We start from the raw sequence: 13,596 nt of genomic DNA on the forward strand, positions 1-13,596 counted from the left end.
CCGGCCGCCGTCCCCGCCCTCAGCGCTTCCCGCGGCGCTTCAGCAGCAGCCGGGGGAGCGCGGCGGGAGCCGTCCTCCGTGTGGTCGCCCAGGTGGGCAGCGGCGGCGCGGCCAGCGAGCCGTCCGGCAGCTCGGTGCTCGACGCGCCGGGGGCCAGCCGGACGACGCGGCACTCGCGCGCCCAGCGCTCCGTCAGCCGTTCGGCGTCCGGGGCGTTCAGCCGTTTGCCCTTGAGCTCACCGACCGCCGCCTCCCACTCCTCGGAGTGCGGCTCCAGCACCGTGACGGCGGCGGTCCAGGCGACGAGCCTGCCGCCCTTGTCCTTGCTGCGTACGGTCACCTCGGCGGCGGCGCCGGCGTCCAGACCGTCGGGGAGCGGCTGCTCCCCGGGGCCGTCACCGACGAGCACGGCCGCACCCTCGTGCCACACGTGCCACAGCGCCCGGGAGGCACCCGAGCCCCGCACCCAGATCAGGCCGGACTTCTTGGTGGCCTCCTCGACGAGAGCCCGGGCAAGCAACACGTCAGCAGCAGTCATGCGCGCACTCTATTAGAGCCAGCCGTTGCGCTTGAGGGTGCGGTGGATCGAGAAGCAGACGACGCCGATGAGCGCGAGCACCATCGGATAGCCGTACGTCCACCGCAGTTCGGGCATGTGCTCGAAGTTCATGCCGTAGACCCCGCAGATCATCGTCGGTACGGCGATGATCGCCGCCCAGGACGTGATCTTGCGCATGTCCTCGTTCTGCGTGACGGTCGCCTGCGCGAGGTTGGCCTGGAGGATCGAGTTGAGCAGCTCGTCGAAGCCGATGACCTCCTCGTGCACCCGGGCCAGGTGGTCGGCCACGTCGCGGAAGTACTTCTGGATGTCGGGGTCGATCAGCCGCATCGGGCGCTCGCTGAGCAGCTGCATCGGCCGCAGCAGCGGTGACACGGCGCGCTTGAACTCCAGCACCTCGCGCTTCAGCTGGTAGATCCGGCCGGCGTCCGACCCGCGCGGGCTTCCCTTGGCGGGGGTGGAGAACACGTCGATCTCCACCTCGTCGATGTCGTCCTGCACCGAGGCCGCCACCGCGATGTAGCCGTCGACGACGTGGTCGGCGATGGAGTGCAGCACGGCGGAGGGGCCCTTGGAGAGCAGCTCGGGGTCCTCCTGGAGCCGGTGGCGCAGGGCGCGGAGCGAACCCTTTCCGCCGTGCCGGACGGTGATGACGAAGTCCCGCCCGGTGAAGCACATCACCTCACCGGTCTCGACGACCTCGCTGGTCGCGGTCAGTTCGGCGTGCTCGACGTAGTGGATCGTCTTGAAGACCGTGAACAGCGTGTCGTCGTAGCGCTCCAGCTTGGGCCGCTGGTGGGCGTGGACGGCGTCCTCGACGGCGAGCGGGTGGAGTCCGAACTCCCTGGCGATACCGGCGAACTCCTCCTCGGTCGGCTCGTGCAGGCCGATCCAGGCGAAGCCGCCCTCCTCCCGCACGCGCAGCATCGCCTCGCGCGGCGTCTGGCAGGCGGCGTCGTCGAGACGGCGCCCGTCGCGGTAGACCGCGCAGTCGACGACGGCGCTGGAGGCCGACGGGTCACGGGTGGCGTCGTAGCTGTTGTACGGGGTGTTGCTCTTGCGCAGGGACGGGCGCACGGCGGCGCGCAGGTCACGGATCATCGACATGGCTGGCTCCTCTTCACGGAGGGCCGTCGGCGGGCACGTGGAACAGCCCGGAATGGGGACGTGCGCTCACGTCCGCAAAGCGGGCGGCACCGCGTGTGCACGATGACGGCGTTCGCTACAGACAGGCAAAAACGCGGGGCTCTTCCGGTGCGCGAACTGCCGTGGTGACGGCCGGGAAGGGCGTCAGAACACAGAAGGAAGGCGTCGTGCGGAAGGGCGGTCGGTACTGCACGGTCGACTTGGATCCACCGCAGCCCCACCTCCTCCGGCCGGTCCCCCGTGGGGGATCACGTGTTGTCAGGACTGAGAGCGACGCTTCTGCGTGCTGTCCCGACCGACGCCTCAGGCTATCAGCCAGGTGAGGAGCCAATCCCTTCCTTTGCCCGTTCGCTACGCGTTCTATGCTCGCGGCATGGGAGAAATTCTTGATCTGGTCGAAGCCCGGCTCCGTACGGCCCTGGGGGAGCCGGACGCGCGCGCCGAGGTGACGTTCCTCGGTACGGACCGCATCGAGGTGCTCCGCTTCGTCGACGGCGACGTCGTGCGCTACGCCACACTCGGCATGTCCGCCCAGCCCATGGCCGACCCGACGTCGCCCCTCGCCGACCCGGTGAAGGGGCCGCGCGCCGAGCTGGTCCTGTCCGTACGGGCCGGGCTCGCCGGGACCGACCAGGTGCTGCGGCCCCTCGCGGTCCTCGCGGCCTCCCCGCAGGTCGAGGGGCTGATCGTGGCTCCCGGCGCGTCGCTGGACCTCGGGCAGCCGTTGTGGACCGGGGCCCCCTTCAGCTCCGTCCTGGTCGCCGAGCCGGGTGGGCTGGTCGAGGACCTGGAGCTGGATGCCCCGATGGACCCGGTGCGCTTCCTGCCGCTGCTGCCGATGACGCACAACGAGGCGGCCTGGAAGCGGGTCAGGGGCGCGCAGGAGCTCCAGGAGCGCTGGCTCTCGCAGGGGACCGACCTGCGGGACCCGCTGCGCGCGTCCGTACCGCTGGACTGACGCCCGGAACGCGGAAAGCCCCGCCGCGCGGCCGGGAGGGGAGCCGCGGGCGGGGCCGGAACGTGGACCGCCGGGTCGGACGGCGAAGACGGCGACGCTCAGTCGGCGAGGACGGCGACGCCGTCCTCGGTGGCGTGGCGCGGTTCCAGCTCCTGCGCCTCGTGCGTGAGCGCCGTGCGCCGGATCCCCACGACCACCGCGCCGACGAGGGCCGCGACGGCGGCGACCACGAACGGGATGTGGATGTCGCTCCACTCCTCGATCTTCGGGGCGAGGTAGGGTGCGGCCGCCGCGGCGAACCAGCGGACGAAGTTGTATCCGGCGCTCGCCACCGGGCGCGGCGCGTCCGACACACCGAGGGCCAGCTCGGTGTAGACGGTGTTGTTCATGCCGATGAAGGCGCCCGAGACGATGGTGCAGACGATGGCCGTCGTGTGGTTGCCGTATCCGAGGACCACCAGGTCCGCGGCGAGCAGCACCAGGGAGCCGCCGACCACCTTCAGCGAGCCGAAGCGACGCTGCAGGCGCGGGGCGACGAGCACCGAGAAGACGGCGAGCAGCAGACCCCAGGCGAAGAACACCGCACCCGACCTGTACGGCGACATGTCGAGCACGAACGGCGTGAAGGCCAGGATCGTGAAGAACGCGTAGTTGTAGAAGAACGCCGAGGTGGCGACGGATGCCAGTCCGCCGTGGCCCAGGGCACTGATCGGGTCCAGCAGGGAGGTCTTCCGGGCAGGCCTGGGCTGTTCCCTCAGGAACGCGGTGATGCAGAGGAAGCCGATCGCCATCAGGGCCGCGGTGCCGAAGAACGGGTAGCGCCAGCTGGCGTCACCGAGCAGGGCGCCGACCAGGGGGCCGCAGGCCATGCCGAGGCCGAGCGCCGACTCGTACAGCAGGATCGCCGCCGCGCTGCCGCCGGCGGCGGCGCCGACGATCACCGCGAGGGCGGTCGAGACGAACAACGCGTTGCCCAGGCCCCAGCCCGCCCGGAAGCCGACCAGTTCGGCGACGGACGAGGACGTGCCGGAGAGCGCGGCGAAGACGACGACCAGCGCGAGGCCGGCGAGCAGGGTCTTGCGTCCGCCGATGCGGCTGGAGACGAAGCCGGTCACGAGCATCGCGACCGCGGTGATCAGGAAGTACGAGGTGAACAGCAGGGAGACCTGGCTGGGTGTGGCCTCGAGCCCCTTGGCGATGGACGGCAGGATCGGGTCCACCAGGCCGATCCCCATGAAGGCCACCACCGAGGCGCCCGCCGTGGCCCAGACGGCCTTCGGCTGACGCAGGATGCTGGTCGCCCCTTCGTCGAACGGATCCTCTCCCCGCATGGCTTCTCTCGCTCTCCGCTAGGTAGTTGCGTTATGCACAGAATAAATTAGCCACCCTAATAAGTGCAACTTACATCTATCTCTCCTGGTCGGAGCCGCGCTGCGGACGGGTGATCGTCCTTGACGCGGCGACGACCGGAGAGGACCGTTGGGCGTTATGAGGGGCGAACCCAGTTGCCCGAAGTGCGGTGGCCGGGTCAGGGCGCCCGGTCTTTTCGCCGATGCCTGGCAGTGCTCCGCGCACGGCCAGGTGTACCCGATGCAGCCGGTGGTCCCGCCCGGCGTCGAGGCGCTGGGTGTGGTGGTGCACCGGGCCCAGGTGCCGGTGTGGATGCCCTGGCCGCTCCCGGTGGGCTGGCTGTTCACGGGTGCGGCCTACGCGGGTGACGACCGGAGCGGCGGCCGGGCTACCGCCGTCGCGTGTTCGGGTCCCGGGCCGCTCGGAGGCATGGGTGAACTGCTTCTCGTCGCCGAGGAGCTCGGCGTCGGACTCGGCGCGCGGTACGCGGGCATCGACGGCCTCGACCCCGGCTCCGGCCTGAGTGTCGACACCGCACCCGACGCCAAGGTCCTCGCGGCGGGGCGGCCCACGGCCCTCTGGCACGTCAAGGACGCGCCCGCCGACCGGGCGGTCTTCGCGGGTGAGGCGCGCGGCCTGTGGCTCTGGGCGATCGTCTGGCCCGAACAGTCCGGACTCCTCATGTACGACGAACTGGTGCTGACCGACCTGCGTGACGCCGGCGGGGAAGTGGACCTCCTGCCGTGCGGGGCCCTCACGCCCCGGCTGCTCACGCCGCCCTGACCGGGGCGGTGTGCGGAGGGGCCGGGCAGGTGACGCCCGGCGGTTATCCTTGACCGTCCCCTGTCCGTCCGCCAGCACCGGAGTACGCGTCGTGCGCATCGATCTGCACACCCACTCCACCGCTTCCGACGGCACGGACACCCCCGCCGAGCTGGTGGTCAACGCCGCCGCGGCCGGTCTCGACGTCGTCGCCCTGACCGACCACGACACGGTGGGCGGCCACGGAGAGGCGGCGGCCGCCCTGCCCGAGGGCCTCACCCTCGTCACCGGCGCCGAGCTCTCCTGCCGCGTCGACGGCATCGGTCTGCACATGCTGGCCTACCTCTTCGACCCGTCCGAGCCCGAACTGGCCCGTGAGCGCGAGCTCGTACGGGACGACCGGGTGCCGCGGGCGCAGGCCATGGTGCGCAAGCTCCAGGAGCTGGACGTCCCGATCACCTGGGAGCAGGTCGCGCGGATCGCGGGGAACGGCTCGGTCGGGCGCCCGCACGTCGCGACCGCACTCGTGGAGCTGGGGGTCGTCGACTCGGTCTCCGACGCCTTCACCCCGGCCTGGCTGGGCAACGGCGGCCGCGCGTACGCCGACAAGCACGAGCTCGACCCGCTGGACGCGATCCGGCTGGTCAAGGCCGCGGGCGGCGTCACCGTCTTCGCCCACCCGCTCGCCGTCAAGCGCGGTGAGGTGGTGTCGGAGTCCGTGATCGCCCGGCTGGCCGCCGCGGGGCTCGACGGCATCGAGGTCGACCACATGGACCACGACGAGCCCGCCAGGGCCCGGCTGCGGGGTCTCGCCTCCGAGCTGGGACTGCTGCCGACCGGGTCCAGCGACTACCACGGCAGCCGCAAGACGGTCCGGCTCGGGGAGTACACCACCGACCCCGAGATCTACGGCGAGATCACCCGGCGCGCCACGGGGGCGTTCCCCGTGCCGGGCGCCGGTGGACCCGTCCCCGCGTAACGGGGCTCTCCTTCCCCTCTTCTCCGTCGCACCCCCACGCGGCCGGGCGTCCCCTTGACGCGCCGGCGCGCGCGTTCCCCTGTTCGGCCCGCTCTTCTCTCGCAAGGCTCACCGTGTTCGACATCGCTGTCTTCGGATCCCTCTTCCTCACCCTTTTCGTGATCATGGATCCGCCCGGAATCACCCCGATCTTCCTGGCCCTCACCGCGGGCCGCCCCGCCAAGGTGCAGCGCAGGATGGCCCTCCAGGCCGTCGCCGTCGCGTTCGGCGTGATCGCCGTCTTCGGCCTCCTGGGCCAGCAGATCCTCGACTACCTGCATGTCTCCGTCCCCGCGCTGATGATCGCGGGCGGGCTGCTCCTGCTGCTCATCGCGCTCGACCTGCTGACCGGCAAGACGGACGAGCCGACGCAGACCAAGGACGTCAACGTCGCCCTCGTGCCGCTCGGCATGCCGCTGCTCGCCGGGCCCGGCGCGATCGTCTCCGTGATCCTCGCGGTGCAGCACGCCGACGGCGTGGGTGGCCAGATCTCGGTCTGGACGGCGATCCTCGCCATGCACGTCGTGCTCTGGCTGACCATGCGTTACTCGCTGGTGATCATCCGGATCATCAGGGACGGCGGCGTCGTGCTGGTGACCCGGCTCGCCGGAATGATGCTCTCGGCCATCGCCGTGCAGCAGATCATCAACGGCGTCACCCAGGTCATCCAGAACGCCTGATCCGGCCCCGGACGCCACAGCGCCCCCGCACGGGCCTTCCGTGCGGGGGCGCTTCGTCTTTCTTCAGCTCGTCATGCGCTCGGGGTCAGCGACGAAAAGCACTGCGAGGTGTTATGAAGCCGACGTGTCGGCCGGCCGGATGTAGATGCGCTGACCCATTGCCGCGGCCTGCTGCACGATCCGGTTGACGGAGGCGGCGTCCACGACGGTGCTGTCCACGGCGGTACCGTCGACATCGTCGAGTCGCATGATCTCGAAGCGCATACGGCTTCCCTTCGTCTGATCCTCCTGCTGGAGAACTACTGGGAGGACGGGCTGGCCGTCCGCAAGGATGGGGAGCGCAAGGCGTCTGCGTCTCGCGCTCCACAGGGGGTACAACGACTTGCCTACCGCAAACATTCCCTACGCTAAGGAAATTTTTTGGATGTCTAAGTACCCGTCGGTCACCGGCCATACGCAGACGATGAGGCCCGCATGAGTCACGCGGACCCGCGGACGGACGACGAGTCCGGCATCCGCGAACAGCTGGACCGCACCAACGAGCTGCTCCAGCGCGTCCTCGCCGAGGTGTCGAAGACCCCCTCCACCCATGCGATCTTCGTGGACGCGGGCTACGTCTACGCGGCGGCCGGGCTCCTCGTCACGGGCACCGAGGACCGCCGGTCCTTCGACCTGGACGCCGAGGGGCTGATCGAGGCCTTCATCGACAAGGCCCGTACGATCTTCGCCGACAGCAGGCTGCTGCGCGTGTACTGGTACGACGGGGCCAGGCGCCGGATCCACACCGTGGAGCAGCAGTCCATCGCCGAACTCCCCGACGTCAAGGTCAGGCTGGGCAATCTCAACGCCAACAACCAGCAGAAGGGCGTCGACTCACTCATCCGCACCGACCTCGAGTCGCTCGCACGGCACCGCGCCATCAGTGACGCGGCGCTCGTCGGCGGCGACGAGGACCTGGTCTCGGCCGTGGAGGCCGCCCAGGGCTACGGCGCCCGGGTGCACCTCTGGGGCATCGAGGCCGGCGAGGGCCGCAACCAGGCCGAGCCGCTGCTCTGGGAGGTCGACAGCCAGCGCACCTTCGACCTCGACTTCTGCCGCCCCTACGTGACCCGGCGCTCCGTGACGATGTACGAGGACGACAGCCCCGCGCCCGCACGCGAGGACGTGCGGTTCGTCGGTGCCCAGATCGCCGCGGGCTGGCTCTCGACGCGCGGCCGTGAGGCTCTCGCCGACCTGCTGCCCGGACACCCCTACCTCCCGGGCTCCGTCGACCAGGACCTGCTCGTCGAGGCCGAACGGCTCCTCCAGCACTCACTGCGCGGCCACGCCCACCTGCGCCGGGCGCTGCGCGACGGTTTCTGGCAGCACCTGCAGGCGCAGTACTGACACCGGCGGTCCCGGTGGACGGGCCGGCCCGCGGGTGGGCCGGCCCGTGCGGACGGACGTCAGACGCCCTTCCAGAACGAGACGAGTGCGGCCGCGGTCTCCACGGGACGGGCCGTGTTGGGGGAGTGCTCGGCGCCCCCGATCACGGTCCGGCAGGCACCCAGCCGTTCGGCCATCGCGTCGAGCAGCGGCACCGGCCAGACGTCGTCGCGCTCGCCCGAGATCACGTGCACGGGAAGGCGCAGCGCGGCCAGTTCGGCCACCCGGTCCGGCTCGCACGACAACTGGGCGCCCGTGGCGGTCAGCTGCGCCGGGTCGTGGCGCAGCCAGCGCCGGCGCAGGTCCTCGCCGTCGCCGGTGTCCGCGTCCTCGGGCGGGTCCATCGCCCGCATCATCCGCCACACCTCGTCCATGCTCCAGCGGCCCACCGCGTCCCCGAGGAGCCGCGCCTTGTTCTGCTGTGCCGGGTCGATCTCGGCGGGCCCGGACGACATCAGGGTCAGTGAACGGAAGGGCGCGGCGTCCATGAGCACCGCGGCGCGGGCGATCTGACCGCCCAGGGAGTGGCCGAGCAGATGGAGGCCGCCGGGGAGCCCGGCATCGTCGGCGGAGGCCGCCTGGGCCAGCACGTCGCGGGCCAACTCCGCCTGTGCGTAGGACTCCTGACGACCCGTCCCCTCCGTCTCGTACTGTCCTCGGCCGTCGACGGACAGCACCCGGAAACCGGCCTCGGCCAGCGGTTCGAGCAGCGCGATGAAGTCCTCCTTGCTGCCGGTGTACCCGGGCAGCAGGAGAGCGGTGGAGTGGGCACCGGAGGGCGGCGCCGCGTCCAGCACGGCGAAGTCCCCGCGCTCGGTACGCAGTACACGGGCACGGGCACAGGAGGGCGGGGTGAAGGTGGGCGGCCTGCTCATGGGGCCGAGCGTATCGCCGGGTGCCCCGACGCGCCCGGGCAGACGTACGGCCCCGGCCCCCGCGAGGCGGGAACCGGGGCCGTACGGAGGTGGCTGCGGCCGGTGATCAGCCCTCGGCCGACTCGGCGGCGGCGGCCGCGCGGGAGCGACGCCTGCGCGGCTTCGCGGGCGCCTCGCCGTCCGTCACGGCCTCGGCGACCGTGACGGCCTCCGCCGTGTCGGCGGCCGCGGCGCGCGGCCGGCGACGGCGCGGCTTTGCCTCCACGGCGTCCTCGGAGGCGACCGCGGTGGTGGCCACGGCCTCCGCCTTCGGCTTCGCGGCGGCGCGGGGACGCCGGCGCTTGGTCTCGGTCACGGGCTCCGAGACCGGCGCGATCTGGAAGTCGACCTCGTCGGCCGGCTTCACGACCCGGGTGCGGCGGCGCGGCTTGGTGGCCACGGGCTCCGCGGCCACCGGGGCGATCGCCACGGTCTGGAAGTCGACCACGGGCTCGGCCGCCGGCACGGACGCCAGGGGCTTCGTGGCCGTGGCGCGGGCACGACGGCGGCGCGGCTTGGCCTCCGCGGCCGGCTCGGCCTCGGGAGCGGGAGCGGGCTCGGCGACGACCACCGGTGCCTCGGCGACGACGACCGGGGCGGCGGCCTCGGCGACGGCCACCGCCGCCTCGGTGACGGCGGCGCGGGTACGGCGCCGACGGCGCGGGGTGCGCGGCTCCGTCGACTCCTCGACGGCCGACTCGGCGGCCGGCGCGGGCACGGTGACGGCTGCGGCGGCCTCGTCGGCGGCGCTGCCGGCCCGCGTGCGACGACGCTGACGCGGCGTGCGCGGCGGGCGCTCCTCGCGGGGGGCCGGGGCGGAGGCGGCGGACTTGCGGCCGCGGCCGCCGGTCTCGCCGAGGTCCTCGATCTCCTCCGCGCGCAGACCCGCACGGGTCCGCTCGGTGCGCGGCAGGACACCCTTGGTGCCGGCCGGGATGTTGAGCTCCTCGTACAGGTGCGGGGACGTGGAGTACGTCTCCGGCGGGTCCGGGAACTTCAGGTCCAGAGCCTTGTTGATCAGCTGCCAGCGCGGGATGTCGTCCCAGTCGACCAGCGTGATCGCGATGCCCTTGGCACCCGCGCGGCCGGTACGGCCGATGCGGTGGAGGTAGGTCTTCTCGTCTTCCGGCGACTGGTAGTTGATGACATGGGTCACACCCTCGACGTCGATGCCGCGCGCGGCGACGTCGGTGCAGACGAGGACGTCCACCTTGCCGTTGCGGAAGGCGCGCAGCGCCTGCTCACGGGCGCCCTGGCCGAGGTCGCCGTGGACCGCGCCGGAGGCGAATCCGCGCTTCTCCAGCTGCTCCGCGATGTCGGCGGCCGTCCGCTTCGTGCGGCAGAAGATCATCGCCAGCCCGCGGCCCTCGGCCTGCAGGATGCGGGAGACCATCTCCGGCTTGTCCATGTTGTGCGCGCGGTAGACGTGCTGGACCGTGTTCTTCACGGTCGTGCCCTCGTCGTCGGGCGAGGTGGCGTTGATGTGCGTGGGCTGCGACATGTAGCGGCGGGCGAGGCTGATCACGGCACCGGGCATGGTGGCCGAGAAGAGCATCGTCTGGCGCTTCGGCGGCAGCATGGTGATGATGCGCTCGACATCGGGCAGGAAGCCCAGGTCGAGCATCTCGTCGGCCTCGTCCAGGACGAGGACACGGATGTGCGAGAGGTCGAGCTTGCGCTGGCCCGCCAGGTCGAGCAGTCGGCCCGGGGTGCCGACGACCACGTCGACGCCCTTCTTGAGGGCCTCGACCTGGGGCTCGTACGCGCGGCCGCCGTAGATCGCGAGAACGCGGACGTTACGGGCCTTGCCCGCGGTCAGGAGGTCGTTGGTGACCTGCTGGCAGAGCTCACGGGTGGGGACGACGATCAGGGCCTGCGGCGCGTCGGTCAGCTTCTCGGGCGCGGCCCGGCCGGCCTCGACGTCGGCGGGGACGGTCACGCGCTCGAGGAGCGGGAGTCCGAAGCCGAGCGTCTTGCCGGTGCCGGTCTTGGCCTGGCCGATGACGTCGGAGCCGGAGAGCGCTACCGGGAGGGTCATCTCCTGGATGGGGAAGGGGGACGTGATGCCGACCGCCTCGAGGGCTTCGGCCGTCTCGGTAAGGATTCCGAGGTCGCGGAAGGTAGTCAGGGTGCTGCCTCTTCTGTGAGACGCGGCCCGAGGCGAACGCTGGGGGTCGTACCGTGCCGGGGTTGGTCATCCGGCCGTTATGGGCCGGGTGGCGCGGGACCACTGCCGTCGCTCGAGCGCTCGTGCCGCTGAGGGGGCCCCTCATCTGCGGTCGTACGTGGTGTACGCCCCGCGTGGAGGGCTGTCGGGTCGGAGCCGATCGGGCCACCGACCGGGCATCCTCATTCAAGGTCGCGCTCCTGGCACACCAAAATGCTCAGCAAGCGCAATACCACTGTACCCCGGATTCGCGCATGCGTGTTGGGCGAATTCATCGGAACGGTGTGATGTCTCCTGGTGACCAGGCCCTTCGGTCCCCCTCGGAGCGGGCTATTCTGCGCTCCATGGAGACGCCTGACAACGCCACTGAAGCATCCGCCGAAGCGCCCGCACCGACCGGAATCGCCGCCCAGGACTGGGCCACCGCGTCCGCCGACCCGCAGTACCACGCCGCGGTCGTGGACCTCCTCGGCGCGCTCGCCTACGGGGAGCTCGCGGCCTTCGAGCGTCTCGCGGAGGATGCCAAACTCGCGCCGACACTCGGTGACAAGGCCGCCCTGGCGAAGATGGCGTCCGCCGAATTCCACCACTTCGAGCAGCTGACCGACCGCCTCACGGCCGTCGAGGAGTCGCCCACCGCGGCCATGGAGCCGTTCGCCAAGCCGCTGGACGAGTTCCACCGCCAGACGGCCCCGTCCGACTGGCTGGAAGGGCTGGTCAAGGCGTACGTCGGTGACTCGATCGCCAGTGACTTCTACCGGGAGATCGCCGCCCGCCTGGACACGGACACGCGCTCCCTGGTCCTCTCCGTGCTCGACGACACGGGGCACGGGAACTTCGCGGTGGAGAAGGTACGGGCCGCCATCGAGGCGGAACCCAGGGTCGGCGGCAGGCTCGCGCTCTGGGCGCGCAGGCTGATGGGCGAGGCGCTCTCGCAGGCCCAGCGGGTGGTCGCCGACCGCGACGCCCTCTCGACGATGCTCGTGGGCGGCGTCGCGGACGGCTTCGACCTCGCCGAGGTCGGCAGGATGTTCTCCCGGATCACCGAGGCGCACACCAAGCGGATGGCCGCGCTCGGTCTCGCGGCCTGAGCGGACCGGCGGCGGGTCCTACTGGACCGCGGCCGACCGCACCCGGCGGCCGCCCCGCGGGCGGATCAGCAGGGACAGGGTCACCGCCCCGACCAGGACGGCGCCCAGGGGCGTCGCCAGGACATGGCCGGAGCCCAGCGTCGAATGCGTCAGATAGGCACCGAACAGGGCGCCCAGCCCGCCCGTGACGAACACCACGCGGGAGGACGGGAGCCGGCCGTGCAGCGTGTGGAGCGCGACCCAGGACAGGGCGAGTCCGAGCACGACGGAGCTGATGGATTCCCAGAGCACAGAGGGGTCACCTCGCTTGATGGCGCTGCGGTCGGTCGGTCGTAGGCCGTCTTACCCGGGGCCTGCGGAACACAACCCTCCTCCGCTCTCGGTGAACCCCACCGAGGGACGGACCGGAAGCAGGTCCGGAGGGGAAGAGGCGGAGGCCCGGCGGATGATTCCGCCGGGCCTCCACCTCTGCTGCCGCGTCGCGCGGGCTACAGCGCGCCGAATCCCACCCGCCGGGTGCTGGGCTCACCGATCTCCACGTAGGCGATCCGGTCGGCCGGCACCAGGACCTTGCGGCCCTTGTCGTCCGTGAGGCTGAGCAGCTGCGCCTTGCCGCTGAGCGCCTCGCCGACCGCGCTCTCGACCTCTTCGGCGGAAAGTCCGCTCTCCAGAACGATCTCGCGGGGCGTGTGCTGCACCCCGATCTTGACCTCCACGGCTATGTCCCTCCGACGGTCCGTCTCTGCGCGGTGAACCGCGCCGTACGCAGCACACATTAGCCCGGTGAAGGGACGGACCACGGGTCGACCGGCAACGCCCGCAGCGAACACCGGGCCTCGCGCCCGCCGGGGCTCAGTGCTGATCGACGCCGTGCAGGGGGAATCCCGCGATGCCCCGCCAGGCCAGCGACGTGAGCAGCTGCACGGCCGTGTCACGCGGAATGCTCGAGCGGCTGGAGAGCCAGTAACGCGCCACGACCTGGGAGACACCGCCGAGGCCGACCGCGAGCAGCATCGATTCGTCCTTGGACAGGCCCGTGTCTCCGGCGATGACGTCGGAGATGGCCTCCGCGCACTGCAGGGAGACCCGGTCGACCCTCTCGCGGACCGCCGGCTCGTTCGTCAGGTCCGACTCGAACACGAGGCGGAAGGCGCCGCCCTCGTCCTCCACGTACGCGAAGTAGGCGTCCATCGTCGCCTCGACGCGCATCTTGTTGTCCGTCGTCGACGCGAGCGCCGTGCGGACCGCCTGGAGCAGTGACTCGCAGTGCTGGTCGAGCAGGGCGAGGTAGAGCTCCAGCTTGCCCGGGAAGTGCTGGTAGAGCACCGGCTTGCTGACGCCCGCCCGCTCGGCGATGTCGTCCATCGCCGCGGAGTGGTAGCCCTGCGCGACGAAGACCTCCTGGGCGGCGCCCAGCAGCTGATTGCGTCGGGCACGGCGAGGCAGCCGGGTGCCCCGCGGGCGCGCCGCCTCTGTCTGCTCGATGGCTGTCACGCCGCCTCCCAATTTCGTGGTCGAACACAGTC

At 71.4% G+C, this 13,596-nt stretch carries 15 protein-coding genes; 6 read left to right on the top strand and 9 right to left on the bottom strand.

Annotated features, from left to right (window positions below):
- Positions 1-19: 19 nt before the first annotated feature.
- Together OG488_RS24755 and OG488_RS24760 are read right to left on the bottom strand one after the other, a co-directional pair.
- Complete coding sequence (locus OG488_RS24755) at positions 20-538, bottom strand: hypothetical protein (RefSeq protein WP_329232569.1); 519 nt, start codon at positions 536-538, stop codon at positions 20-22.
- Positions 539-550: 12 nt separating this feature from the next.
- Positions 551-1,666 (bottom strand): magnesium and cobalt transport protein CorA, encoded by a 1,116-nt coding sequence (locus tag OG488_RS24760; protein WP_329232571.1) that lies wholly within the window; start codon positions 1,664-1,666, stop codon positions 551-553.
- Between the two features lie 412 nt (positions 1,667-2,078).
- On the opposite strand from OG488_RS24760, the gene OG488_RS24765 reads away from it, so the two are divergent.
- Positions 2,079-2,663 (top strand): suppressor of fused domain protein, encoded by a 585-nt coding sequence (locus tag OG488_RS24765; protein WP_329232573.1) that lies wholly within the window; start codon positions 2,079-2,081, stop codon positions 2,661-2,663.
- Positions 2,664-2,761: 98 nt separating this feature from the next.
- Here OG488_RS24765 and OG488_RS24770 read toward each other — a convergent pair whose 3' ends face one another.
- Complete coding sequence (locus tag OG488_RS24770) at positions 2,762-3,994, bottom strand: MFS transporter (protein WP_329232575.1); 1,233 nt, start codon at positions 3,992-3,994, stop codon at positions 2,762-2,764.
- A 157-nt stretch (positions 3,995-4,151) separates the two neighbouring features.
- Between OG488_RS24770 and OG488_RS24775 the strand changes: the two genes are divergently transcribed.
- From OG488_RS24775 to OG488_RS24785, 3 genes are all read left to right on the top strand, one after another.
- Positions 4,152-4,796 carry a DUF6758 family protein gene (locus OG488_RS24775; RefSeq protein ID WP_329232577.1) on the top strand — a complete coding sequence of 215 codons (645 nt, stop codon included), beginning with the start codon at positions 4,152-4,154 and terminating at the stop codon, positions 4,794-4,796.
- A 91-nt stretch (positions 4,797-4,887) separates the two neighbouring features.
- Complete coding sequence (locus OG488_RS24780) at positions 4,888-5,754, top strand: PHP domain-containing protein (RefSeq protein WP_329232579.1); 867 nt, start codon at positions 4,888-4,890, stop codon at positions 5,752-5,754.
- Between the two features lie 113 nt (positions 5,755-5,867).
- The gene (locus OG488_RS24785; RefSeq protein ID WP_329232581.1) at positions 5,868-6,473 is read left to right on the top strand and encodes a MarC family protein; all 606 of its coding nucleotides are present in this window, start codon (positions 5,868-5,870) and stop codon (positions 6,471-6,473) included.
- A 111-nt stretch (positions 6,474-6,584) separates the two neighbouring features.
- Here the strand turns inward: OG488_RS24785 and OG488_RS24790 are convergent, their stop codons facing one another.
- Positions 6,585-6,737, bottom strand: coding sequence for a hypothetical protein (locus OG488_RS24790; protein ID WP_014154223.1), 153 nt, complete (start codon positions 6,735-6,737; stop codon positions 6,585-6,587).
- A 210-nt stretch (positions 6,738-6,947) separates the two neighbouring features.
- Between OG488_RS24790 and OG488_RS24795 the strand changes: the two genes are divergently transcribed.
- The gene (locus OG488_RS24795) at positions 6,948-7,859 is read left to right on the top strand and encodes an NYN domain-containing protein (protein WP_329232583.1); all 912 of its coding nucleotides are present in this window, start codon (positions 6,948-6,950) and stop codon (positions 7,857-7,859) included.
- A 59-nt stretch (positions 7,860-7,918) separates the two neighbouring features.
- Here OG488_RS24795 and OG488_RS24800 read toward each other — a convergent pair whose 3' ends face one another.
- Both OG488_RS24800 and OG488_RS24805 read right to left on the bottom strand, forming a co-directional pair.
- Positions 7,919-8,773, bottom strand: a complete 855-nt coding sequence (locus OG488_RS24800) for an alpha/beta fold hydrolase (protein ID WP_329232585.1) — start codon at positions 8,771-8,773, stop codon at positions 7,919-7,921.
- A 106-nt stretch (positions 8,774-8,879) separates the two neighbouring features.
- Positions 8,880-10,850 (bottom strand): DEAD/DEAH box helicase, encoded by a 1,971-nt coding sequence (locus OG488_RS24805; protein ID WP_329232586.1) that lies wholly within the window; start codon positions 10,848-10,850, stop codon positions 8,880-8,882.
- A 473-nt stretch (positions 10,851-11,323) separates the two neighbouring features.
- On the opposite strand from OG488_RS24805, the gene OG488_RS24810 reads away from it, so the two are divergent.
- Positions 11,324-12,070 carry a ferritin-like fold-containing protein gene (locus OG488_RS24810; RefSeq protein ID WP_329232588.1) on the top strand — a complete coding sequence of 249 codons (747 nt, stop codon included), beginning with the start codon at positions 11,324-11,326 and terminating at the stop codon, positions 12,068-12,070.
- 18 nt (positions 12,071-12,088) lie between these two features.
- Here the strand turns inward: OG488_RS24810 and OG488_RS24815 are convergent, their stop codons facing one another.
- The 3 genes from OG488_RS24815 to OG488_RS24825 form a co-directional block, all read right to left on the bottom strand.
- Positions 12,089-12,361 (bottom strand): hypothetical protein, encoded by a 273-nt coding sequence (locus OG488_RS24815; RefSeq protein WP_329232589.1) that lies wholly within the window; start codon positions 12,359-12,361, stop codon positions 12,089-12,091.
- A gap of 197 nt (positions 12,362-12,558) precedes the next feature.
- Positions 12,559-12,786, bottom strand: coding sequence for a DUF3107 domain-containing protein (locus OG488_RS24820; protein WP_056793994.1), 228 nt, complete (start codon positions 12,784-12,786; stop codon positions 12,559-12,561).
- A gap of 136 nt (positions 12,787-12,922) precedes the next feature.
- On the bottom strand, positions 12,923-13,564 hold the full coding sequence (locus tag OG488_RS24825; protein WP_329232591.1) for a TetR/AcrR family transcriptional regulator: 642 nt from the start codon (positions 13,562-13,564) through the stop codon (positions 12,923-12,925).
- Positions 13,565-13,596: the final 32 nt, after the last annotated feature.

The sequence above is a fragment of the Streptomyces sp. NBC_01460 genome (assembly GCF_036227405.1).
Taxonomy (GTDB): Bacteria; Actinomycetota; Actinomycetes; order Streptomycetales; family Streptomycetaceae; genus Streptomyces.

Coding starts and splice junctions, on each gene's coding strand:
- OG488_RS24765 (WP_329232573.1), top strand. CDS start 2,079: ATGGGAGAAATTCTTGATCTGGTCGAAGCCCGGCTCCGTACGGCCCTG.
- OG488_RS24810 (WP_329232588.1), top strand. CDS start 11,324: ATGGAGACGCCTGACAACGCCACTGAAGCATCCGCCGAAGCGCCCGCA.
- OG488_RS24755 (WP_329232569.1), bottom strand. CDS start 538: ATGACTGCTGCTGACGTGTTGCTTGCCCGGGCTCTCGTCGAGGAGGCC.
- OG488_RS24770 (WP_329232575.1), bottom strand. CDS start 3,994: ATGCGGGGAGAGGATCCGTTCGACGAAGGGGCGACCAGCATCCTGCGT.
- OG488_RS24805 (WP_329232586.1), bottom strand. CDS start 10,850: ATGACCCTCCCGGTAGCGCTCTCCGGCTCCGACGTCATCGGCCAGGCC.
- OG488_RS24775 (WP_329232577.1), top strand. CDS start 4,152: ATGAGGGGCGAACCCAGTTGCCCGAAGTGCGGTGGCCGGGTCAGGGCG.
- OG488_RS24800 (WP_329232585.1), bottom strand. CDS start 8,773: ATGAGCAGGCCGCCCACCTTCACCCCGCCCTCCTGTGCCCGTGCCCGT.
- OG488_RS24795 (WP_329232583.1), top strand. CDS start 6,948: ATGAGTCACGCGGACCCGCGGACGGACGACGAGTCCGGCATCCGCGAA.
- OG488_RS24760 (WP_329232571.1), bottom strand. CDS start 1,666: ATGTCGATGATCCGTGACCTGCGCGCCGCCGTGCGCCCGTCCCTGCGC.
- OG488_RS24790 (WP_014154223.1), bottom strand. CDS start 6,737: ATGCGCTTCGAGATCATGCGACTCGACGATGTCGACGGTACCGCCGTG.